This is a genomic window from Acinetobacter sp. B51(2017) (genome assembly GCF_003711395.1).
Classification (GTDB): Bacteria; Pseudomonadota; Gammaproteobacteria; order Pseudomonadales; family Moraxellaceae; genus Acinetobacter.
Map to the genome: position 1 here is coordinate 1 of NZ_PJRJ01000028.1, position 22,444 is coordinate 22,444.

The following is a 22,444-nucleotide window of genomic DNA, read 5'->3' on the forward strand; positions in this document are numbered from 1 at the left end:
TTTTTTCGCAAGAGATGCGATGGATGTCTGGTGATTTATAGTCATAAATTTTAGTCCCCACTTGTTTTTAAGTGGGGACTAAATTAAGGCTTATAGGATGAATTCATAAGGTGTGTTCAGCGGACGCCTACACATAACTTAAGTTCTTTTGATTAAGACCCGCAATACATAAACGCCCACTTCCAACCAAGTAAATGGCATAGTCATCGCGTAATTGCTGCACTTGTGCAGGACTTAATCCCGTATAGCTAAACATACCTTGTTGCGTAGTGAGGTAAGAGAAATCGTGCTCTAATGCTTGCTCTAACTGATCACGTAAAGACTGCCGCATCTGTTGCATGCGTAAACGCATTTCTTCAACTTGCTGCTGCCACAGAGCATATAACTTTGGGGTGTTGAGCACATGACTCACCAAAAGTGCGCCTGTGCTTGGTGGGCTCGAATAAATCTTACGGACTAAGGATTTTAGCTGACCTTCTACCCGAATGCGTGCCTCTGTATCAGGACAAACAATACTTAAACTTCCGACACGTTCACCATATAAAGAAAAAATCTTAGAGCAGGAATGGCTGACCATAAAGCTTAAATTCGCCTGTAGTGCTTGGCAAATGGCATAATTGTCTTGCTGTAACCCTTGGCTAAAACCTTGATAAGCCATGTCAAACACAGCAATTAACTCACGCGTTTTTAGCACTTGGATGACTTGATCCCATTGTGCTTGGCTTAAGTCAGCACCTGTAGGATTATGGCAACACGGATGTAGCAATACGACATTTTTTGGGGCTAATGTGTTTAAACAATCCAGCATACCCTTAAAGTCTACGCCTTGCGTGCTGGCATCATAATAAGGATAAGTATGACAGTTGACACCTGAGGCAGTAAAAATACTGATGTGATTTTCCCAAGTTGGATTGCTGACCCATAGCTGACTGTTCGGAAAAAACTGATGAATAAAATCAGCAGCTAACTTTAAAGCACCAGAACCGCCTAAACTTTGTACTGTAGCAATCCGATCCAACGCTGCTGGGTCAGCAGTTGAGAAAATCAACTGCTGTGAAGCTTGATTAAAGCGCTGAAGACCTGACATAGGTAAATATAATTTAACCTGTTTCAGTTGGGTGTCTAAGTCAGCATAAGCCTGTTGAATAGCTTGCAGTTGAGGCACTTGTTGCTGTTCATCATAATATAAGCCAATGCTTAAATTAACTTTATGAGCACGCGGATCTTTTTGATAAGCGTCCATTAAGGATAAAATGGGGTCGCCAGCATAAGTGGGAATATGATTAAACATAACATTATCCTGAAATATTAAGTTTGCTGCTTAAAGCTTTATTGGCAAGTTTCTTTTGTTGTACATAATAAGCAAGGGTTAAAATTGCAATCCAACATGGCAACAGTAACACTGCAACGCGCATTGGGCTTTGACTCATAATCAGTAAAATACCCGCCATAAAAGCAATACATAAATAATTGCCAAATGGATAAAATAAACTAGGGAACAGCGTCGCTTGTGCATTTCTTAGCATATATTGCTTAAACTTGAGATGAGTATAGGAGATCACCACCCAGTTAATCACAATTGCAGCGACAACCAGCATCATCAGTAAGCTAAAGGCTGTTTCTGGGAACAGGAAGTTCAACAATACGCACAATAAGGTAAAAAATGCCGACACCATCAGGGCATTGACTGGAATACCACGCGGATTAATCTTGGCTAAAAACTGCGGTGCATTACCTTGTTGAGCCAAGCCTAGCAACATGCGACTGGTACAGTAATTAGTACTGTTATAAACAGAAACCGCAGCACTGAGCACAATGAAATTCAAAGCTGTTGCCACGCCTTGACTACCTAAAGAGTCAAAAATTAGGACAAACGGACTGCCGCCTTGTGCCATTTGATTCCACGGATATAAGGATAAAATCACCACTAAGGTCAAGATATAAAATAGCAATACGCGATAGACAATTTGATTAATTGCTTTAGGTAAGGTTTTTTGTGGATTGTCAGTTTCTGCTGCTGCAATACCGACCAATTCAATGCCACCAAAGGCAAACATAATCATCGCCATTGCCATGACTAAACCCATCACGCCATTCGGGAAAAAGCCACCCAATTCCCATAAATTATTTAAAGAAGCGCTTGAGCCACCTGAACCACTGGCCAGTAAATAACTACCAAAAGCGATCATGGCGATAATGGCTACGACTTTAATAATGGATAGCCAAAACTCCATTTCACCAAAAATTTTGACATGCAATAAGTTAATCACATTAATAAAAATGAAAAAGCCTAAGGCAGAGATCCACGTCGGCAATTCCGGCCACCAATAATGAATGTACAAGCCAATGGCACTGAGTTCTGCCATACATACTAAAACATTCAGCACCCAGTAGTTCCAGCCCGACATAAAGCCTGCAAATTTGCCCCAATATTTATAGGCAAAATGACTAAATGAACCACTGACGGGTTCATGTACAATCATTTCACCCAATTGACGCATCATTAAAAAGGCAATCAAACCAGCGATGGCGTAACCTAAAATAACAGCAGGTCCTGCCAGTTGAATGGTTTGGGAAACACCGAGAAATAAACCTGTTCCAATTGAGCCGCCTAAGGCTATTAATTGAATATGACGATTTTTAAGGCCTTTTTTCAGTTGGCCTGATTCAGAGCTATGCATGGTTCATCATCCGTGTTGCGGCGTTATTGTTATTTTTGCCGATCTACAACTAAAAAAGGGCTAAGGTATCCGCTTAATGCCGATACCTTAGACAATTAGGTCCATAACAGAAGATAAATTAACCGTGTGAGATGTCTAATACACCACGACGGATTTGGTCACGTTCAATCGACTCAAATAATGCTTTGAAATTACCTTCGCCAAAGCCGTCATCAGCCTTGCGCTGAATAAACTCAAAGAACACAGGACCAATCATGGTTTCTGAGAAAATTTGTAGCAACAAGCGTTTTTCGCCTTGGGTATTGCCGTCGAGTAAAATGCCGCGTTGTTGTAATTGTTCGGTCGGTTCGCCGTGATTGGGTAGACGCTCCGCCAACATTTCATAATAGGTTGCAGGCGGTGGGGTCATAAATTTAGCCCCTAGTGCTTTTAGCTTATCCCAAGTGCCAAGCAAATCATCGGTCGCAAAAGCAATGTGTTGAATACCTTCGCCATTAAATTCTTTTAAAAATTCAGCAATTTGACCATTACCTTGTTCTGAATCTTCATTTAATGGTATACGGATTTTACCATCTGGTGCAGTTAAGGCTTTAGAAGTTAAACCAGTATATTCACCTTTAATGTCAAAATAGCGAATTTCTTGGAAGTTAAAGATTTTTTCATAAAAATCTGCCCAATATTGCATACGACCCTTTTCAACATTATGGGTTAAATGATCAATCTCATATAAACCTGTACCGACTGGGTGTGGATCAACACCATCTAAAAACACAAAGTCTTGGCTATAAATATCACAATCCACTAAAAAGATCGGCGCGCCGCCAATGCCTTGGATCGCTGGAATATTCAATTCCATCGGCCCCACCACATTGTCTAATGCTACTGCACCTAACTTTAAAGCTTGTTGATACGCGGCTGCGGCATCTTGCGTACGAAAACCCATAGCGCATGCACCTGGACCATGTTGGTTAAAAAATGCCGAGGCATAAGATTCAGGTTGATAATTTAAAATCAGATTAATGCCACCTTGGCGCCATAAGCTCACACGTTTGGATTTATGCTGGGCCACATGAGTAAAACCAAGGGTATGAAAAATCTCATCCAATGAACCTTGTTGACCGACAAATTCAATAAATTCGAAACCACAAAGTTGCAGTGGGTTTGCCATCGTGTGCATAAAATTATCCTCTTTTTTATCTGCAATCCAATTGCATTTTTAAATCTTTAGACCTCAAGCCTTGAGGTGAATGCGCTCATCTTAACAAGCTAAAATTTGTAAGCAAGAGGTCTAAATTACGAAATACGTAATTTAATTACGTAAAAAATAATTAACATAAAATAAATTAATGATATTCATAATAAATTGTTTTTATTAATAGGGCATTGCTGTTTGTTAATTTTTGTAATCTTATGAGGATTTGTAAGTTGTAAAATAAGCTAAAGTATTGATATATCATTTTTATTTTTAATAAAAATCAATACAATAAAATGTGTTCATATTTTAATCAGTTTTGTAATAAAAATAAGTTTATGAATCCTCAACTATTTTTTTAAATAAAAACATTGTCAAACCACTAAAGAGCGCGTATGTTATTTTACAAGTTAAAATTTTATGACAAGACATTCACATGCTTTGGCAACCTGCAACCGTTCACGCTTATTTTTATTTTTGGCAATTTAAATAGTTGCCCTGACGGCGTTCGGGCACAAAAAAGGTTGCCCACCAGATATACCTGAGCGGCAACCCGCTCAGGTTTTTTTATGTCTTGCGTTTTTGGAGAAATATCATGTTTACATTTAAAAATTCATATTTTAGCAACGTGTATTGGTTTTACTTTATGCAACTTAGCCGCCATCTGAATAGACCCATAACGCTCAAATAAAAGATAAGACGCTAATGCGTCTAGAGGAAAAACAATCATGAATGCTTTAAATACTGCACTACATGCTCAGCAAGAAACCACTTTAGTCTTACCACAACAACTCAAACAGCAATTGCCTTTAATTGCACCTTTCGCTGCACAAGTCGCAGCTCAGCGCCAAACCATTGAAAATATTTTAAATGGTACAGATTCACGCTTACTGATTGTGACAGGGCCATGCTCAATTCATGATGAAGCTGCAGTGTTAGAGTACGCAGAAAAACTACAAAAATTACAACAACAAGTGCAAGATCACATTGTATTTGTGATGCGTGCTTATATTGAAAAGCCACGTACAACAGTAGGCTGGAAAGGTTTTCTTTACGATCCAAATTTAGATGGCTCAAACAACATGCAGTTGGGCCTAGAAAAATCGCGCGCTTTATACTTAAAAATTATTGCAATAGGTTTGCCTTTAGCTTCTGAAATATTAAGTCCAATGGCAACTGCTTATTTTGATGACCTTTTAGCTTGGGGCGCTATTGGGGCACGTACCAGTGAATCGCAAATTCACCGTGAAATTTCCAGCCAAATGCCATTTGCTGTAGGCTTCAAAAATGGCACAGACGGCTAAATTCAAATTGCTTTAGATGCAATTCAATCTGCGAGTCAGCCACATCAATTCTTAGGCTTAAGCCAAAGTGGTTTACCTGCAATTTTAAGCTCACGCGGTAATCCTCATGCGCATTTAATTTTACGTGGTGCTAATTCAGGTCCAAACTACAGCTTAGCTGCCATTCGGACTATTCAAGCACAAGCGAAAACTGCGCTGCCTGCTTTGGTGATTGATTGTAGCCATGGCAACAGCAGTAAAAATCCATTGTTACAACCTGAAGTATTAAAAACTATTATTGCTGAGCGTCCACAGACGCAAGTTCGTGGTGTAATGCTGGAAAGTCATTTACAAGATGGCGCACAAAAAATCTCGTGCGACATGAATTACGGTCAGTCGGTTACAGATGGTTGCTTAGGTTGGGAGAAAACCGAAGCACTATTTTTAGAAGTTGCTTCCACTTTAGCTGTACAGCAATTGGCGCAAAGCGCTTAAAATAACAACATTCAAAAAAAGATGCCCATTCGAGGCATCTTTTTTTATGCCTATGCGCAAGAAATCTTGAAAAAGTGCGTGCTATTTGGCAAAGCTAAAATTTGTCTTTTAAGCTTGAGTTTGCCATGATGCAGCATAAAATAAAAACCCCTAAGTTTTTGTTTAATAAGTAATTCTTATTAAATTACTCGGGATTTAAGCTAAGTTAGGTTCAAGAGCATGTATAACGTAGAACTTTTAGATGAAGCACAACGCTTCATGTTTCATATGTTGGGGAAAGTGTTTGAGTTTGGCGGCTCAGACTTATTTATTACTGCGGATTTCCCACCGAGTATGAAGCATCAAGGGGTCATGAAAAAACTCTCTCAGCAAGCTTTATCGGCGGAAAAAACCAAGTTATTTGCTTATAGTTTAATGAATGATAAGCAACGAAGTGAATTTGAAGCGAATTTAGAATGTAACTTTGCCATTAACGTACCGCATGTTTCACGTTTTCGTGTCAATATTTTTCAGCAGCAACATCACGTTGGGATGGTGATTCGTACCATTACCGCGGAGATTCCAAACTTTAACAAACTGCAACTGCCAGAAAAGCTTAAAGACGTGATGATGGAAAAACGTGGTTTAATTTTAGTGGTAGGCGCCACAGGCTCAGGTAAATCTACCTCTTTAGCTGCCATGATTGATCATCGTAACGAACATTCAGCAGGGCATATTATTACTGTAGAAGATCCTGTCGAATACGTGCATCAGCATAAACAATCAATGATTACCCATCGTGAAGTGGGTGTAGATAGTCATTCTTGGCACAATGCCTTAAAAAATACATTGCGCCAAGCCCCTGATGTGATCTTAATTGGTGAGATTCGGGATACAGAAACCATGGAGCATGCGATTGCATTTGCTGAAACAGGGCACTTATGTTTAGGCACACTGCATGCCAATAATGCCAACCAAGCCTTAGACCGCATTATTAACTTTTTCCCAGAAGAGCGCCGCAATCAAGTCTTAATGGATTTATCTTCCAATATGAAAGCCATTGTGTCACAGCGTTTGATTCGTACCCAAGATGGCCAAGGGCGCCGTGCGGCGGTAGAAATATTATTAAACACGCCATTAATTAGTGAAAATATCTTAAAAGGGCATTTTCATCTACTCAAAGGGATTATGCAAAAGTCGCGTGAACTGGGTATGCAAACCTTTGACCAAGCTTTATTTGAGTTATACAACCAAGGGGCGATTTCCTATGACGAAGCTATTCGTAATGCCGACTCAATGAATGAACTACGTTTGCAAATTAAGCTCAACAGTACGCGAGAAGATCAACATCGTCCGACCGAAAACAGTCTAGCAGGTTTAGACTTCATGCGTGATGAAGATCCTCAACCTGTAGCTGAGTTGAGTTAAAATAGCCTAAGTAATATGAAAATAACAAGGGAGTCAAAACTCCCTTCATTTAAAAAATAACATTAAGATCTAAGTTTAGAATTAACAACTACAGCATAAAAAATCAAACTCAAAACAGTTAAAGCAGCACAAACCAAATACGCAAAACTATAGCTATATTTAGCAATCATCAATCCTAACAATAAAGAACCTAAAGCAATGCCAATATCATAACAAGTAAAAAATGTTGAAGTCGCATGACCAATTCGCGCTTTAGGTGCACGTTGAATGGCCAAGGTCTGTAAACATGGTTGTACCGAACCAAACCCCATACCAATACACACTGCAGCTAACATAAAGCCCGTTAAGGTTTGGATTTGACTAAGTAAAGCTAAACCGAGTGCAAATAAAGCAATCGCAGGATAAATCACATAACTTGGCCCTTTACGATCGTAAATTTTGCCGGTGATCGGTCTTAAGCTCATCATCGCAACGGCAAAGACCACAAAGAATAAACCTGCATACTCGAGTAAACCTTTAGCATCCGCAAATGGTGAGATATATGACATAATACTGGCATAAGAAAAGGAGATGAGTAGAGCAAGTACAGAAACAGATAAAGCCTTTTTCTCCATAAAATCATCTAAGCTTAAACGGCGCTGAACTGGCTGGGGCGTTGGAATATACTGAGCAATGGGAATCATAAAACAAAAGATAAAACCCAAAACAATAATGCCCGCTAAAATACTGGTCACAAATAAATAAGAAAAATCTTGCATTAAAGTCAAACCAAGCAAAGGCCCAAGCACAATGCCTAAGTTAACCGACATTACAAAATAGCCCATTCCTTCACCTTTACGCTGTGCAGGAATAAAATCATTGGCAATAGGTACGGTTACAGTCGTTAAAATACTAAACCAAATACCATGTAGAAAACGAATCACCAATAATGCAGTCAGGTTATCTGCAAAAATATAAGCAACAGCAAATAGACAGAATAAACTTTCCGACAGATATAAGGTTTTTTTACGGCCTAGTTTTTCAATAATTAAGCCACTAAATGGCCTCACGGCGATAGAGGAAAGCATGAATAAAGTCATTGCTAAACCTGCTTGAGTCAGTGTGCCACCCAATTCATTTAAAATATAAATCGGTAAAATAGTGGTTTGGGCAAAATAAAAAATAAACAAAAACAAATTATTGAATAGACATAAAATGAATGATCTATTCCACAACACAGGAGCAGGAGACATAAGCAACCTAAAACATCAATCAAGAATGGCTGCTTGTTTTAAGGCATGGACATTAAAGTTTTTGAAGGAGATAACAAGCGTTAAAGCAAGACAGCAAGAAGAAACACAGCTCATATTAAGCAAAAAATAAACAAAAGTATAGCGTATTGTGAGAATTTTAGAAATTTATCAGTGCCATTTTGATTATAGTTGGTAATAAATATCTTAATGTGATTATTGAAATATTTAAAAATAATAGCTAAGCAAGAATCAGCCTTTCGGCTGATTCTTGCTCATTTATTATTTTATAAACCTGCTTCGTAGTCGGCACTTGATAACAAGCCATCTACATCAGCTAAATTATCAGGCTTAATTTTATAAATCCAACCTTTGCTATACGGGGCATCATTGACAAAATCTGGATCATCTTCAAGATCTGGGTTGACTTCAACAACTACACCTGAAACAGGTGCATGAATATCTGAGGCTGTTTTTACAGATTCAACAACACCCGCTTGCTCACCCGCAGTGACACGTTGTCCAACTTCTGGTGCTTCGACATAGACTAAATCGCCTAATGCATCTTGGGCATGATCAGAAATACCGGTAACAACAAGATCACCTTCAATTTTTACCCATTCATGCGTACGTGCATATTTTAATTCTGAAGGGTGATTCATGGATAACTCCTTACAACGTGCTTTTATGCTGTGTTATACATGCTTTTGAGCAAAAACAAAAGCTGTTCATGCATTAAACTGCTTGATATTGCAACGTAATTAACTGGTCGATGCAGCTGAACTGACTTTACTAAATACCACAATATTAGTGTCTGAAGTCATTAACAGTTCATGATGCTGATTGAGTGCCTCTGTATGATAACTGACAATGGCTTGATGCGGTTTAGATTTCGAGCGACGTATTTGGGTGATTTCCACTTCAACATGAATCTGATCACCAGCACGAGTAGGTTTAAGCCATCGCACATGTGAGTCGGTGCCAACTAAACCATTGGCGATAGGCATGCATTCTGTCCACAGCCGCATACATACGGCAGAGGTATGCCAACCACTGGCCGCCAAACCTTTAAAAATTTGATGCTGCTTGGCTGCCTCGGTATCGGTATGAAAACTTTGTGGATCATACTGTTTGGCAAATTGTAGAATTTCTTCCAAACGCATTTCATAGCGATTGCTAATAAAACGTTGTCCTACACTTAAATCATCTAAATATAGCATTGTGTTCCTTATTGTTTATTGTTGATCCATGAGAAAACCGCCCGTTTGGCGCTGCCATAACTTAGCATAAATCCCATTTAAAGCGACCAATTCGTCATGACTGCCTTGTTCAGCAATCTGACCTTGATCAAGTACAATTAAACGATCCATTTGCGCAATGGTAGATAAACGATGCGCGATAGCAATCACGGTTTTACCTTGCATTAATTCATCGAGGCTAGTTTGAATTGCGGCTTCAACTTCAGAATCTAGCGCTGAGGTGGCTTCATCTAAAATTAAAATTGGCGCATCTTTTAAAAATACCCGCGCAATAGCAATACGTTGACGTTGTCCACCAGAGAGTTTAACCCCTCGTTCACCGACATAAGCGTCATAACCTGTTTGACCACGTAAGTCAGTGAGTTCAGGAATAAAGTCCTCGGCCTTAGCTTTAGCCACAGCAGCATACATCTCTGCATCACTGGCATCAGGACGGCCATATTTAATATTTTCTGCCACAGAACGATGTAATAGGGAGGTATCTTGAGTTACAAGCGCAATATTTTTACGCAAGCTATCTTGGGTGACGCTCTGAATATCTTGTCCATCAATTAAAATTTGCCCTTGTTGCGGCTGGTAAAAATGCAATAACAGTTGAATTAAGGTGGATTTACCTGCACCTGAACGCCCAACGATACCAATTTTTTCACCTGCATGAATTTTAAGGCTTAAACCATCAATAATTTTACGTTCGTTATAAGCAAACTCAAGGTTTTTAAATTCAATTTCACCTTGAGAGAGCACTAACTGTTTAGCATCTATCGCATCTTGAATATGAATAGTACTGCCTAGAGTTTTCATGCCATCTTGAATGGTGCCCACATTTTCAAATAAGGCAGAAGTTTGCCACATCATAAACTCAGCAATACTGTTGAGTTTTAAAATCATGGCAGTGGTGGCAGCGATAATCCCCAGTTCTGCACGGCCATTGATCCATAACCAGATTGCAGTACCGAGTACACCTATATACAGCACCAAACTGAGTGCCTTAATGCTGACTTCGTAGCCTGTTCCCAAACGCATTTGCTTAAATACGGTGACCATAAAACTTTGCATGGATTCTTTGGCATATTGGCTTTCACGCCCCGCATGGGCAAATAATTTAACCGTTTGAATATTGGTATAAGCATCGGTCACACGTCCGGTCATCACGGCGCGTGCATCGGCTTGTTCATTGGAAATTTTGCTTAAGCGCGGAATAAAATAGCAAGCCGCGATCACAAACAAAGCCAACCAGAGCAACAATGGCAAGATGAGCAGTGGTGAAATAGCACCGAGTACCAAACTCACAGTGATAAAATAAATACTGACATATGCTAACATGTCGCCTAAAATTACCCAAAACTCACGCACTGCAAGCGCAGTTTGCATCACTTTGGCCGATAGACGCCCAGCAAAATCATTATGAAAGAAATCCAAACTTTGTTGCAGCAGTAAATTATGAAAACGCCAGCGCAAGCGCATCGGAAAGCTGCTATATAAAATTTGATGTTTAATGATGGACTGTAAGGTCGCAAAAACCACATTGGCCAATAAGATACAAGTTAAAATAATTAGATTATTTTGATGCTGTGTTAAAAAGTCTTGTGGCGCTGTTTGACTGAGCCAAGTCACTAAATCGCCAATTTTGGCATACAATAATGCTTCAAAACTGGCGGCACCTGCGGTACACAGTACTAAAAACAATAAATAAGGACGTACGCCTTTAGAGGCTTGCCACACAAAAGCAAAAAATGTAGTGGGCAGTGGTTTGTTTAAATCCTCCATCGGATAGGGATTTACGCGCTTTTCAAACCACTTTAACATAGGATCAAATACTCTAAAAACTGAATAATTCTTTTATCCCGCAGCTTCAGCATAAGATCAGGAGCGGAACATAACAGATGATATACTCAGTATGATAAAAATTGGCGAAAAAGACTACATCGGTTTAAAGGTTGTGAATAGTTTTGATAAAAATAAAAAAGCTCAGCATTGTAGGACTGAGCTTTGATAGAATTAGAGTTATTATTTTAAAACTTGAAAATCTTGTCCAGAAGGGGCTTGGTAAATACTCAAACCAAATTCTGGCAAAATTGCGATCAAGTGATCAAAAATGTCGGATTGAATGGCTTCATAATCCTTCCACACAGTAGTATTACTAAAAGCATAAATTTCTAAAGGTAAACCTTGTGCAGTCGGCTGTAACTGACGCACCAAAATAGATTGATTTTGAGCAATACCAGGATGCTGGCGTAGATAGAATTCTACATAAGCCCGAAAAGTCCCCAAATTGGTTAAACGACGTTGGTTATATACGGCTTGGTTAGATAACTGCTGATTGAAATTCGCAAGTTCAGAATTTTTATGATCTAGATATTGATCTAAGAGTAAAAATTCTTTTAAACGCTGTTGTTCATCTACAGTCATAAAATGTATGCTGGTTTGATCAATAAACAAAGCGCGCTTCATGCGACGCACACCCGCATTGCTCATACCTCGCCAGTTTTTAAAAGTATCTGTGACCAGTTTATTGGTTGGAATGGTCGTTAAAGTTTTATCAAAATTTTGTACGGTAATGGTATGTAAAGACATATCAATCACATCACCATCTGCATTTAATGACGGCATCTCAATCCAATCACCAATTCTGACCATGTCATACGAGGAAATTTGTACCGAAGCGACCAAGGACAAAATGGTATTTTGGAATACCAACATTAGCACGGCTGCCATTGCACCAAAGCCAGCCAATAAGGTAAAGACATCTTTTTGTAAGAAAGTCCCTAAGATCATCAAACCACAGACAATAAAAATGATCAATTTAACAAGTTGTAAATAACCTTTAATTGGCTTATTGCGTGATTTAGGATTGCGTTGATAGAGCACATTAAAGATGCTGAGAATCTCGCTAATGGCTAAAGCAATCGTGAAGAAAATAAAAGCTTGAGCTGCCATTTGCACGAGACTGATCACTTTTTCAGAAAGATGCGCTACAGTCACAACCCCATTCATAATCACAATTGCAGGCACGATATTCGCAATACGGCGGATAACGTTATGCTGAGTTAATACGTCGTAGTGTTGACTATTAATTCGCGCAATAAGCGCACGAATACCACGAACCACCACATGCTTGGCGATAAAGTTGGCTAAAATAGCAACCAATATGACTAAACTTAACGAGGTGAGCATTTCTAACCAAGGATACTGGTCTGCCCAAGTTTGTAACTGATAGGTCATTGTTTGAATGCGCTGCAAAATAAAACCTCATGTTTTAAATGGAATTAGAGCTTAAGTGAGCAGGCGGTTAAAAAAAAGTCCATTGGTGGATTAATAACCTAATCTTAAGAAATAGATACAAAAAAACCCGCATACGGCGGGTTTATGTAAAAAACTTACCACATTAAATCATCAGGAATCACATAGGCTGCGTATGGATCTTCTTCATCAGTGGTGTCTTCATTTTTCTGTGAATTATTCACCAAAATAAAGCCTTGCATTTTGGCATCAATACGTTCAGCCAAAGCTTTAGGTAAAACGGCATAGCTATCGCCATCTTTGGCAATTACTAAAGAACCGGCCACTAAAGCATTATAAATTTGCTGATTCAGGTAGATTTTTTTAATCGTGCCATCAATAAATTGATAACTGATTTCACCATCAATATTACTAATTTTATGCTGTTTGATCATTTGAATGATGGCCGCTTTGAGCTCTTTTTGTTGTAACTGGGCTTTCTTTTCAGCTGCCAAAGCTAAATCTTTTTCTAACTTAGCTTGTTGGTCTTGGGCAATTTTGGCTTTGAGTTCAGCTTCATTGCTTTGCCCAGTGCGCTGTTCATGCACTGCTTGTTTCGAAAGTTTTTTCGCTTTTTTGTTATCGACCAAACCGGCTTTTAGCAGTTGTGCCTGTAATGCATTTTTCATAACGTTTCCCAAATTAAGTGTGTCGATAATACCAATAGATGAGCCAATACACTAAGCTCATCACCAAGCTTAAAGCAGCAGGTACTAATAATGCATCGGATTGTAATAAAGGATAAATCCAACTGGCAATGATTCCACCGCCTAAGAAGCCAAATAAAATCAAAAGATGCAACATGACTCGACGGCGGCCAACATTTAAACCACGCAAAAAATACCCTAAGGCTAAACCTAAGTCAGTCAAAACCCCGGATAAATGCGTGGTACGAATGATCGCCCCTTGATAATGACTCACCATAGCATTTTGTAAACCCATGGCCACGGCGGCCCATAGGAGTGCATAACGTGGCCAATACGGTAAAAACCACCAACACAACACAATAAAAAAAGCCACTAAGCTTAAAGGAATGCCATAACGGCGTCCCAAGCGAAAGTGGCTATTGGCCAGAATTAGACCGCTATACATCGAGCCTAAAACGTAACTGATAATAATGGCTAAAGCATACAGTAATGTATCTGCATTGCCTTGGACTAAGCTTATTGCCAGTAAACTGACATTACCCGTCATGTGTGAAATAGCTTGATGTAATACTGTCATCAAGCCAAGTACATTAATCATTCCTGCATTCACTGCAAGAAAGAATGCGCCTAATTGCACCCAATTGGGTAAATTCTGAAAAGGCATAATTTCATAATCAATATACAAATCAACGGTATATTAGCGCATTCCGCGGTCAACTGCTGCAGTAAATAACACATCTGTTGATGAGTTTAAGGCTGTTTCAGTTGAATCTTGCAGCACACTAATCACCATACCAATGGCAACAACTTGCATGGCGATATCAGATGAAATACCAAACAAACCACATGCCACAGGAATTAATAGCAATGAACCACCGGCAACACCTGAGGCACCACATGCAGAGACAGTCGCAACCACAGACAAAATGAGCATGGTGGTAAAGCTCACCGGAATACCTAGAGTATTGACCGCAGCCAGCGACAATACAGTAATGGTCACAGACGCACCCGCCATATTAATCGCAGCACCCAAAGGAATGGCAACACTGGCAGTCGATTCAGGGACACCTAAACGTTTAGCTAGGTCTAAATTGACTGGAATATTCGCCGCAGAACTACGGGTAAAGAACGCGGTAATACCACTTTCACGTAAACACTGTAACACCAACGGATAAGGGTTTGCGCGTGTGACAAAGCCCACCATTATCGGGTTAATCACCAAGGCGACAAACAACATGGTACCCAATAATACCGTTAACAGTTGTGCATAGCTCATTAAAGTGTTTAATCCTGCATCGGCAAAGGTCACTGCGACCAAACCAAAGATACCAAAAGGGGCAAAGCTAATCACCAAACGAATCACGGCGTTTACGGCATTGGCAGCGTCGTTTAACACGCCTTTGGTGGTGTCAGAGGCATGACGGAAAGCGATGCCTAAGGCGACTGACCAGGCCAAAATACCAATAAAGTTTGCTTCTGCAATAGCAGTGACTGGGTTAGCAATAAAGCTTAAAAGTAAGTTTCTAAAGATTTCTGTCAGGCTACCCGGAGGAGTGAGTTCGCCTTGCGCTGGCAAGTCTAAAAATAATGTACTTGGGAAGATAATACTGGCAATTACTGCACTTAAAGCAGCTAAGAACATGCCAGCAGCGTACATCAACATAATCGGTTTAATATAAGCATTACTACTACCGACTTTAAAGTTCGCAATAGAAGACAAAACCAGAACAAATACGAGAATTGGGGCAACGGATTTGAGTGCCTTAATGAACAGATCGCCAAGAATCGTTAAATAAGGTGCATATTGCGGCGTAACCACAGCCACAAGCACACCTAAGATGATGGCAATCACAATTCGTGTGACTAAGCTCAAACGCGTAAAAGCTGAAAACATAGGAAGGCCTTGTCAGAAATTACGAGGACAAAAAAAATACAAAATGAAACGGTATTTTATACCGAAAAGTTGAATGTCTTAAAAAATATTTTGATATAAAAATTAAATCTATGTTTTTAAATAATAAAAAATAGAAGCCGCTTTTTAAAAGCGGCTCTTTGCTGTAAATTATGCCGTCTTTTTATGCAAAAAAACATGCGATATCAGCAAATTAGTCGAGAATTTCTGGCGCCAGTTCGCGCACGGCCTGATAATGACTTAAATAAATTTTGCCACTTAAGTGTGTCAGCAAATGTGAATGTTTTAGGCCATCCATCACAGGGCCTTTAATCTCAGAAAAATGTAGCTGGATATTGAGTTTACTCAGCTCAGCATCTACATCTTCCAACATTTCAAGCGCACTATAGTCAATACTACTAATACTTGAACAGTTAATCACCACATGCTTGAGCTTTGGATGCTCACTCACGGCATTCACTAAAAAGCCTTTTAAAGTTTGTGCGTTTAAAAAACTTAGATTTTCATCAATCCGAATTGATAATACGCGTTCTGAAGTATTCACTTGATGGCGTTGTACATTACGAAAATGCTGCGTACCTTGTACTAAGCCAATTTGAGCAATATGCGGGCGACTGATACGCCATAACATCAGCATAAATGTCGATACAATCCCAATCACCAAACCTGTGCTGATATCCAAACAAATCACCGCAAAAAAGGTAATCCACATCGCCAAACCATCGGCTTTTGAATAGCGCCAAGTTTGAATAAATGGTTTAAAATCGACCAGCTTCCAAATCGATACAATAATGGTGGCGGCCAAAATCGTTAAAGGTAAATCACGGAAAAATCCAGTAAAATACAAACTGACCACGACAATAAATAAAGATGAAATCACCCCCGCCATCGGTGTCTTGGCACCCGCATCGGCATTTACCACGGTACGCGATAAACTGCCCGTAACAGGAAAGGCAGAACTGAGCCCTGCACTGATATTGGCTACACCAAGTGCAATCAATTCTTGGTTACTATTGAGTTGGCTACGTTGTTGTAAGGCTGTGGCTTGAGCAATGGATAATGATTCTACAAAACTCACCATCGCAATCATGCTGGCACCAGGAAGCAGCTGAATCACTAAGTCTATATTCCAATGCGGAAAATGCAGTGGTGGAAAACCTGAGGGAATCGCACCGACTGTCTTAATGCCAATATTGTTTAAATCAAACACGACCACCAGTGCAATAGACAGTAAGACCAGAAATAAAGGGATTGCTCTTACCCAAAAGGCACTGAGGCGTAGACGTTTAAAGACAGCAGGCAGATAGATCAAAAATAAAATGGCCGCGATACCCAATAACAGACTATACCCATGAATATACGCAAAGTAGTGCCATAAACTTAAAATAAATTCAGGAATATTATTGGCTTGTAAAGGAACATCAAATAAAAATTTAATTTGCCCCACTGCAATCAACAGCGCCGAGGCAATAATAAAACTCTTAATAACAGGATGGCTAATTAATTGGATTAAAAAGCCAAAGCGCAAAACACCCAATAACAAAGAAATGATACCGACCATCAGTGCCAATAAACATGCCGCTTCGATATACACGGGCGAGCCCACTTCAAAGAGTGGATTTAAGGTAGCAAAGGTCATCATCGAAATAATCGCCACAGGCCCAATCGATAAAGTTGGACTTCCGCCAATCATGGCATAGATCATCATGGGGATAATACTGGCATATAAACCCATCATTGGCGGTAAGCCCGCTAACATGGCATAGGCCATACCTTGCGGTACCAGCATGGCCAAAACAATAAATGCTGCGAGGAGATCGGCACGAAAATCAGCTAGCTGATAATGCTTCAACCATTGCCATGCTGGCAGAGAAAGGCGCATAAGAATCATCTAAATCATATTTTTAGATATATTATGCATAAAAAATGCTAAAGAACCAAAATGAATCTTTAAGGTTTTGGGCAATATAGCTGATACAGGGTGGTGAGAATGGTGACTAATTTGGGATCTTGAATCGAATAAAAGATCTGTTTACCGTCACGGCGGGTGCTCACCACCTCGCTTTTACGTAACATCATCAATTGTTGAGATAAAGTGGGTTGATGAATTTGGGTGATGTGCTCAATTTGCGAGACATTTAATTCTTGTTGCGACAAATGACACAGAATAATTAAGCGGTCGCTATTGGCTAATGATTTTAAAATCGTGACCACGTGTTCAGAGGCATCACGCATGGCTTTAATTTCAAGCGCATCATTCATGAAAGCTGTCTCATATGTTACAAAATAAAAAGAGGCTTAGTATAAAACAGTTCAGGAATGAGAATTATTTAATACAGGGGAAAGTCAATGGTTTTTAATGAAGAAGATTATTAGTTATTTTGATATTTACCAAGCGCTCCTAATGGAGCACTTGATAAATAGAGGTTTTTTTTAAGCTTTTGCTTTAGGTTCGAACTCTTTAAGCACTTTTTCGCTAAATGTGGTGGCTTCAAATAAAGCGTGTAATTGGCGCTCTTGAGTTGGATTAAAGAAGCTTAAAACATCTACTTGCTCAAGTTGAATACTGCCACCTTGTACTTGTGCTAAGCCGGTTTTTTTTAAGCTTTGCGCAAAACTTTTTACTGTGGCTTTATCAAAATAAAAACTATTATGTAAATGTCCTTGTGCCAGTAAAGTCTTTAAGCTGATTTTGGTCATTTTTTCAAGCTTGCTAAGACCTAAGCTGTCTTGATGTGCAAACTGCGCCAAAATATGCCCCATCAAGGCAAAATTGGTCAGGCTTGAATCTGCCAGTTCTGCCAAGGCTTGAAGTTTCGCTTCAACCAATAAGTGCAGGTGAGTGTCTTGCTGCGCTAACCACTGTAACTGTACAAAGGCCTGTAGAATGTCATCAATTGCTGTATCTAACTCGGTCATATCCCATTTTAAGAACAGCTCTTCTTTAAAGAACGGATATAACTGCGCTACATATGCTTTTAATGCATCTACCTGCTGATAACCACGAATCAGTGCTGTGGCAACTAACGCTGGCAAACTAAAGCAATGTAATACGTTATTGCTAAAGTAATTTAGCAAACCTTGTTGCTTGTCACTGACTTGAATAAAGGTAGTGCCATCTACGTCGTGTTGTTCAATTTGTTTGAGTTTTAAGGCGTAATCAATAATCGCGCGACCTGATAATTCGGTCAGCATCATCCGTACATCATAAGGACTTAACGCCAGTAGCGCACGGTAATCGTCCAATTGTTGAATCAAAGTGTCTTGCTGCAAACGATGCTTCGGTGCTTTGAGTAACAATAAAGACAGCAACGCAATTGGATTCAGCACTGCTGCTTTATTAATGTTCTCTAAAATGGCATTGGCTGTTTGTGTAACGCTATTTACCACATTTTTAGGTAGATCATCGTTAATTCCGAGTTGCAAACCTAAAGCATCGTTTTGTTTTAAAATATCATCTAAATAAATTGGATCACCAAAGTTGACATGCACCAAACCAAAGACTTTTTCAATTTTACGCACTGAGCTGAGTAAACCCCACACCGACTCGGCTTCTTTAGGTTTACCATTGAGTTCATTGATATATGAGCTACCTTCAAACAGTTTTTCATAACCAAAATAAGTGGGAATAAAGGCAATCGGTTTAGTGGCACCGCGTAGATGACTGTGAATGGTCATCGACAACATACCTTTTTTGGGTGGCAATAAGAGTCCAGTACGTGAACGTCCACCTTCAATAAAGTATTCAATTGGGCTGTTACGCGACAATAAGCTATGTACATATTCTTTAAATACCGCCGTGTACAGCATATTGCCGTTAAAACTACGACGAATAAAGTAAGCGCCTGCACCACGTAAAATATTACCTACTACAGGTAAATTTAAATTAATACCTGCGGCAATATGTGGCACCATCAAACCGCGATTGAAAATCACATAGGACAACAGTAAATAGTCAATATGACTACGATGGCATGGGGTATAGACAATTTCATAGTCTTTTGCCAGTTCCCGTACCGTATCAAAGTTATGCACTTCAATACCGTCATAGAGCTGTGTCCAGAGTTTTTCTAAACTTAACGCCGCAAAACGTAAAGTTGAATAAGAAAAATCTGAAGTAATTTCATTTAAATAGCTTTTGGCACGATTTTCTGCCTCAAACATGCTGACTTTTTTATGAATGCTTTCTTGCAAAATGGCCTTTTGAATGGCTTCACTTTGCATGAGTTTTTGAATCAAATTACGACGATCCGACAGATCGGGCCCCATAATCGCTTCTTTAGACTTGGTTAAATTGTTACTTAAACGCTCAACAATAAAATGCGCTGGCGAATAATGAGGTTGTTGAACTTTGGCTTCATTCAATAACGCACGTAACGATACAGGCTTATGAAACTCAATATAATTATCTTTACCATATAAAGATACATTCAGCATTTGTTTGAGATGCGAGGGTTTTGCCCAAGCATCAGAAAACAGCGCTTTAAACCAAGAATCTTCATAATCTGGTGCGCGGCCCCACAAAATGGTCACAGGCACCAGCTGCACATCAAGCGTTGGGTCTTGCTCTAAAGCTTCAATGAGGCGAATGAGTTTGGCTGAATAATGATAAGGCACATTTTGCGGATTTTTTTCATTTAAAATTAACACCGCATCTTGTTCTTGTTGCGTACCCACTTGCAGCGTCTGTAGTGCTGCGGGTAAACCTTGTTTTTGGCTTTCTTGCTCAATTAAGACATGATTGCTGACATAATCATCCTCGACAACATAACACACAGGAATGTGAGGGGTGGTTTGAACCAATTGTGCTAATTCTGCAGTGGAGCCGAGCAACTGTGGCGAGACCATTTTCTTTAAAATGGATTGTGTGAAGTTGCGATACCAACGGCTAGAGCGAGCGTTAGACATTACATTCCCTGAGTAAACGTGTCGTATCGCGCTATTGTCGGTAATAATTTCCCTGATTACAAATCCGATTGCTGAGAATTTATGCGGTTATTTAAAATATTTAGTCTATTCACTCTAATTAAGAGGCTTAAATTTTTGCTTGTTGGTTCGTCGTTTTGGTAGAGTTTGCCAGTGTAAAAAATATTAAATTCTCATTTATTCATAAGATTCATGATTTAATCAAGTTATAACTACAAAAGTGGAATTTTTAGCATAAATTAAAATAAAAAATTTCATTTTTGCTATGTTTGGCTTTTATTTCATGACTATAAAAACAAATACTTAATGATAATTATTGCAAATTATTTCTAAAACCAATCTGATTTATTTTAAAACTATTTAAACATCAAAAGATTACTTAATTTTCTGGTATTTTTTGCCAATATGTCATTATAAAAACTCATGAGTTTTCTATTGAAACTCATGAGTAGGTTGGTTATGTTGAAATTATGAATCATTAATCATAATTTCAAAACAATAAGGATCAGCAGGATGCGTGGATTAAAAGATCAAGTAGTGATTGTCACTGGTGGAGCAGGTGGGATTGGTTCGGCAACTTGTAAGCGTTTAGCACAAGAAGGCGCTAAAGTTGCAATTTTTGATTTAGATTTAAATAAAGCTCAAGCCCTACAACAAGAGCTTGAAGCCTTGGGCACCCAAGCTTTAGCCGTGGCGTGTGATATTACCCAAAGTGATGCTGTCAGCACGGCGGTGGCTGAAGTCGAGCAAAAATTGGGACCCATTACTGGCTTAGTCAATAACGCAGGTTGGGATATTTTTAAACCCTTTGTACAAACCGAGCCAAATGAATGGCAAAAGCTGATTCAAATTAACTTGGTGGGTATGCTGAATATGCATCACGCCGTGTTAGGCGGTATGGTGGCACGTAAAGGCGGCCGGATTGTCAATATTGCCTCAGATGCGGCACGTGTCGGCTCATCAGGCGAAGCTGTTTATGCCGCATGTAAAGGCGGATTACTATCTTTTTCTAAAACTTTGGCACGCGAACATTCACGCCACAACATCACTTTAAATGTCATTTGTCCGGGACCGACAGAAACTGCGCTGTTGGCTGGTGTAACGGATGCTGCACCTAACCCAGAAAAACTGCGTGAAGCCTTTACCAAAGCCATTCCGCTCGGGCGTTTAGGTCAACCTGATGATCTTGCCTCAGCAATTAGCTTTTTCTTAAGCGATGACGCTGCCTTTATTACCGGACAAGTACTCAGTGTCTCAGGTGGTTTAACCATGAATGGTTAATTGAACAATAACAAACAAGGAAGAACAACAATGCATTACGAAGCAATTAGTCAAGGAAATAAAAGCATGAATTTTGAAGATATTTTATATGAGGTTAAAAACGGTGTGGCATGGATTACCATTAACCGTGCCGACAAAATGAATGCTTTTCGTGGTACCACCTGTGATGAGCTAATTAAAGCCTTATATAAAGCCGGCTATGACAAAAATGTCGGGGCGATTGTGTTAGCAGGGGCTGGCGATCGCGCCTTTTGTACTGGTGGTGATCAATCTGCACATGATGGCAATTATGATGGCCGTGGCACGATTGGTTTACCGATGGAAGAATTACATACTGCCATTCGTGATGTACCCAAACCCGTAATTGCGCGTGTACAAGGTTATGCCATTGGTGGCGGTAACGTTTTAGCCACTATTTGTGATCTGACTATTTGTTCAGACAAGGCTGTATTTGGACAAGTAGGCCCTAAAATGGGCTCTGTGGATCCTGGTTATGGCACGGCGTTTTTAGCCCGTGTGGTGGGTGAGAAAAAAGCCCGTGAAATTTGGTATATGTGCCGTCGTTATAGTGGTCAAGAAGCGGTTGAAATGGGGCTTGCCAATAAATGCGTACCACATGATCAACTCGATGCTGAAGTTCAGGCATGGGGTGAAGAACTGTGTCAGCGCAGTCCAACCGCAATTGCAATTGCCAAACGTAGCTTTAACATGGATACCGCACATCAAGCCGGTATTGCCGGCATGGGCATGTATGCACTGAAACTGTATTACGATACTGAGGAATCACGTGAAGGCGTCAATGCCTTAAAAGAAAAACGCGCGCCTGAATTCCGTAAGTATGCCAAATAAGGAG

General features: G+C 39.6%; 17 protein-coding genes and 1 pseudogene. 4 read left to right on the top strand and 14 right to left on the bottom strand.

Annotation, left to right across the window (positions count from 1 at the left end; translation table 11 throughout):
* Window positions 1-127: 127 nt before the first annotated feature.
* The 3 genes from CYK47_RS12070 to hppD form a co-directional block, all read right to left on the bottom strand.
* Window positions 128-1,291 (bottom strand): amino acid aminotransferase, encoded by a 1,164-nt coding sequence (locus tag CYK47_RS12070; protein ID WP_122902103.1) that lies wholly within the window; start codon window positions 1,289-1,291, stop codon window positions 128-130.
* 4 nt (window positions 1,292-1,295) lie between these two features.
* Complete coding sequence (locus CYK47_RS12075) at window positions 1,296-2,681, bottom strand: amino acid permease (protein WP_122902104.1); 1,386 nt, start codon at window positions 2,679-2,681, stop codon at window positions 1,296-1,298.
* Window positions 2,682-2,799: 118 nt separating this feature from the next.
* Window positions 2,800-3,858, bottom strand: coding sequence for a 4-hydroxyphenylpyruvate dioxygenase (gene hppD, locus CYK47_RS12080; protein ID WP_122902105.1), 1,059 nt, complete (start codon window positions 3,856-3,858; stop codon window positions 2,800-2,802).
* 743 nt (window positions 3,859-4,601) lie between these two features.
* Here hppD and CYK47_RS12085 point away from each other — a divergent pair.
* Both CYK47_RS12085 and CYK47_RS12090 read left to right on the top strand, forming a co-directional pair.
* Window positions 4,602-5,651: pseudogene (locus CYK47_RS12085) on the top strand (3-deoxy-7-phosphoheptulonate synthase).
* A 219-nt stretch (window positions 5,652-5,870) separates the two neighbouring features.
* Window positions 5,871-7,058 (top strand): PilT/PilU family type 4a pilus ATPase, encoded by a 1,188-nt coding sequence (locus tag CYK47_RS12090; protein WP_122902106.1) that lies wholly within the window; start codon window positions 5,871-5,873, stop codon window positions 7,056-7,058.
* Between the two features lie 62 nt (window positions 7,059-7,120).
* Here the strand turns inward: CYK47_RS12090 and CYK47_RS12095 are convergent, their stop codons facing one another.
* From CYK47_RS12095 to plsB, 11 genes are all read right to left on the bottom strand, one after another.
* Complete coding sequence (locus CYK47_RS12095) at window positions 7,121-8,290, bottom strand: MFS transporter (protein WP_122902107.1); 1,170 nt, start codon at window positions 8,288-8,290, stop codon at window positions 7,121-7,123.
* A gap of 284 nt (window positions 8,291-8,574) precedes the next feature.
* Window positions 8,575-8,949, bottom strand: coding sequence for a glycine cleavage system protein GcvH (gene gcvH / locus CYK47_RS12100; protein ID WP_122902108.1), 375 nt, complete (start codon window positions 8,947-8,949; stop codon window positions 8,575-8,577).
* 99 nt (window positions 8,950-9,048) lie between these two features.
* Window positions 9,049-9,507, bottom strand: coding sequence for a MaoC family dehydratase (locus tag CYK47_RS12105; RefSeq protein ID WP_122902109.1), 459 nt, complete (start codon window positions 9,505-9,507; stop codon window positions 9,049-9,051).
* Between the two features lie 15 nt (window positions 9,508-9,522).
* Window positions 9,523-11,352, bottom strand: a complete 1,830-nt coding sequence (locus CYK47_RS12110; RefSeq protein ID WP_122902110.1) for an ABC transporter ATP-binding protein — start codon at window positions 11,350-11,352, stop codon at window positions 9,523-9,525.
* Between the two features lie 201 nt (window positions 11,353-11,553).
* The gene (locus tag CYK47_RS12115; RefSeq protein WP_122902111.1) at window positions 11,554-12,768 is read right to left on the bottom strand and encodes a mechanosensitive ion channel family protein; all 1,215 of its coding nucleotides are present in this window, start codon (window positions 12,766-12,768) and stop codon (window positions 11,554-11,556) included.
* A gap of 155 nt (window positions 12,769-12,923) precedes the next feature.
* A complete protein-coding gene (locus tag CYK47_RS12120; RefSeq protein WP_122902112.1) occupies window positions 12,924-13,454 on the bottom strand; it encodes a DUF2058 domain-containing protein in 531 nt (176 codons plus the stop codon).
* 13 nt (window positions 13,455-13,467) lie between these two features.
* Window positions 13,468-14,136 carry a YoaK family protein gene (locus CYK47_RS12125; RefSeq protein WP_122902131.1) on the bottom strand — a complete coding sequence of 223 codons (669 nt, stop codon included), beginning with the start codon at window positions 14,134-14,136 and terminating at the stop codon, window positions 13,468-13,470.
* A gap of 33 nt (window positions 14,137-14,169) precedes the next feature.
* Window positions 14,170-15,366, bottom strand: coding sequence for a serine/threonine transporter SstT (sstT, locus tag CYK47_RS12130; RefSeq protein WP_122902113.1), 1,197 nt, complete (start codon window positions 15,364-15,366; stop codon window positions 14,170-14,172).
* Between the two features lie 211 nt (window positions 15,367-15,577).
* Window positions 15,578-17,275 carry a SulP family inorganic anion transporter gene (locus tag CYK47_RS12135; RefSeq protein WP_122902114.1) on the bottom strand — a complete coding sequence of 566 codons (1,698 nt, stop codon included), beginning with the start codon at window positions 17,273-17,275 and terminating at the stop codon, window positions 15,578-15,580.
* Between the two features lie 59 nt (window positions 17,276-17,334).
* Window positions 17,335-17,646: an ArsR/SmtB family transcription factor gene (locus CYK47_RS12140; RefSeq protein WP_122902115.1), complete on the bottom strand. Its 312-nt coding sequence runs from the start codon at window positions 17,644-17,646 to the stop codon at window positions 17,335-17,337.
* A gap of 171 nt (window positions 17,647-17,817) precedes the next feature.
* Window positions 17,818-20,292 (bottom strand): glycerol-3-phosphate 1-O-acyltransferase PlsB, encoded by a 2,475-nt coding sequence (plsB, locus tag CYK47_RS12145; RefSeq protein WP_122902116.1) that lies wholly within the window; start codon window positions 20,290-20,292, stop codon window positions 17,818-17,820.
* A gap of 531 nt (window positions 20,293-20,823) precedes the next feature.
* Here plsB and CYK47_RS12150 point away from each other — a divergent pair.
* Entirely contained in the window at window positions 20,824-21,591 is a 768-nt protein-coding gene (locus CYK47_RS12150) for a glucose 1-dehydrogenase (RefSeq protein ID WP_122902117.1), read from the top strand.
* 66 nt (window positions 21,592-21,657) lie between these two features.
* Window positions 21,658-22,440: a 2-ketocyclohexanecarboxyl-CoA hydrolase gene (badI, locus tag CYK47_RS12155; protein ID WP_122902132.1), complete on the top strand. Its 783-nt coding sequence runs from the start codon at window positions 21,658-21,660 to the stop codon at window positions 22,438-22,440.
* Window positions 22,441-22,444 lie beyond the last annotated feature (4 nt).

What these genes read in the sequence shown, in the direction of transcription:
- CYK47_RS12070 (WP_122902103.1), bottom strand. Translation starts at nt 1,291, where the DNA reads ATGTTTAATCATATTCCCACTTATGCTGGCGACCCCATTTTATCCTTA.
- CYK47_RS12075 (WP_122902104.1), bottom strand. Translation starts at nt 2,681, where the DNA reads ATGCATAGCTCTGAATCAGGCCAACTGAAAAAAGGCCTTAAAAATCGT.
- hppD (WP_122902105.1), bottom strand. Translation starts at nt 3,858, where the DNA reads ATGCACACGATGGCAAACCCACTGCAACTTTGTGGTTTCGAATTTATT.
- CYK47_RS12090 (WP_122902106.1), top strand. Translation starts at nt 5,871, where the DNA reads ATGTATAACGTAGAACTTTTAGATGAAGCACAACGCTTCATGTTTCAT.
- CYK47_RS12095 (WP_122902107.1), bottom strand. Translation starts at nt 8,290, where the DNA reads ATGTCTCCTGCTCCTGTGTTGTGGAATAGATCATTCATTTTATGTCTA.
- gcvH (WP_122902108.1), bottom strand. Translation starts at nt 8,949, where the DNA reads ATGAATCACCCTTCAGAATTAAAATATGCACGTACGCATGAATGGGTA.
- CYK47_RS12105 (WP_122902109.1), bottom strand. Translation starts at nt 9,507, where the DNA reads ATGCTATATTTAGATGATTTAAGTGTAGGACAACGTTTTATTAGCAAT.
- CYK47_RS12110 (WP_122902110.1), bottom strand. Translation starts at nt 11,352, where the DNA reads ATGTTAAAGTGGTTTGAAAAGCGCGTAAATCCCTATCCGATGGAGGAT.
- CYK47_RS12115 (WP_122902111.1), bottom strand. Translation starts at nt 12,768, where the DNA reads ATGACCTATCAGTTACAAACTTGGGCAGACCAGTATCCTTGGTTAGAA.
- CYK47_RS12120 (WP_122902112.1), bottom strand. Translation starts at nt 13,454, where the DNA reads ATGAAAAATGCATTACAGGCACAACTGCTAAAAGCCGGTTTGGTCGAT.
- CYK47_RS12125 (WP_122902131.1), bottom strand. Translation starts at nt 14,136, where the DNA reads ATGCCTTTTCAGAATTTACCCAATTGGGTGCAATTAGGCGCATTCTTT.
- sstT (WP_122902113.1), bottom strand. Translation starts at nt 15,366, where the DNA reads ATGTTTTCAGCTTTTACGCGTTTGAGCTTAGTCACACGAATTGTGATT.
- CYK47_RS12135 (WP_122902114.1), bottom strand. Translation starts at nt 17,275, where the DNA reads ATGATTCTTATGCGCCTTTCTCTGCCAGCATGGCAATGGTTGAAGCAT.
- CYK47_RS12140 (WP_122902115.1), bottom strand. Translation starts at nt 17,646, where the DNA reads ATGAATGATGCGCTTGAAATTAAAGCCATGCGTGATGCCTCTGAACAC.
- plsB (WP_122902116.1), bottom strand. Translation starts at nt 20,292, where the DNA reads ATGTCTAACGCTCGCTCTAGCCGTTGGTATCGCAACTTCACACAATCC.
- CYK47_RS12150 (WP_122902117.1), top strand. Translation starts at nt 20,824, where the DNA reads ATGCGTGGATTAAAAGATCAAGTAGTGATTGTCACTGGTGGAGCAGGT.
- badI (WP_122902132.1), top strand. Translation starts at nt 21,658, where the DNA reads ATGAATTTTGAAGATATTTTATATGAGGTTAAAAACGGTGTGGCATGG.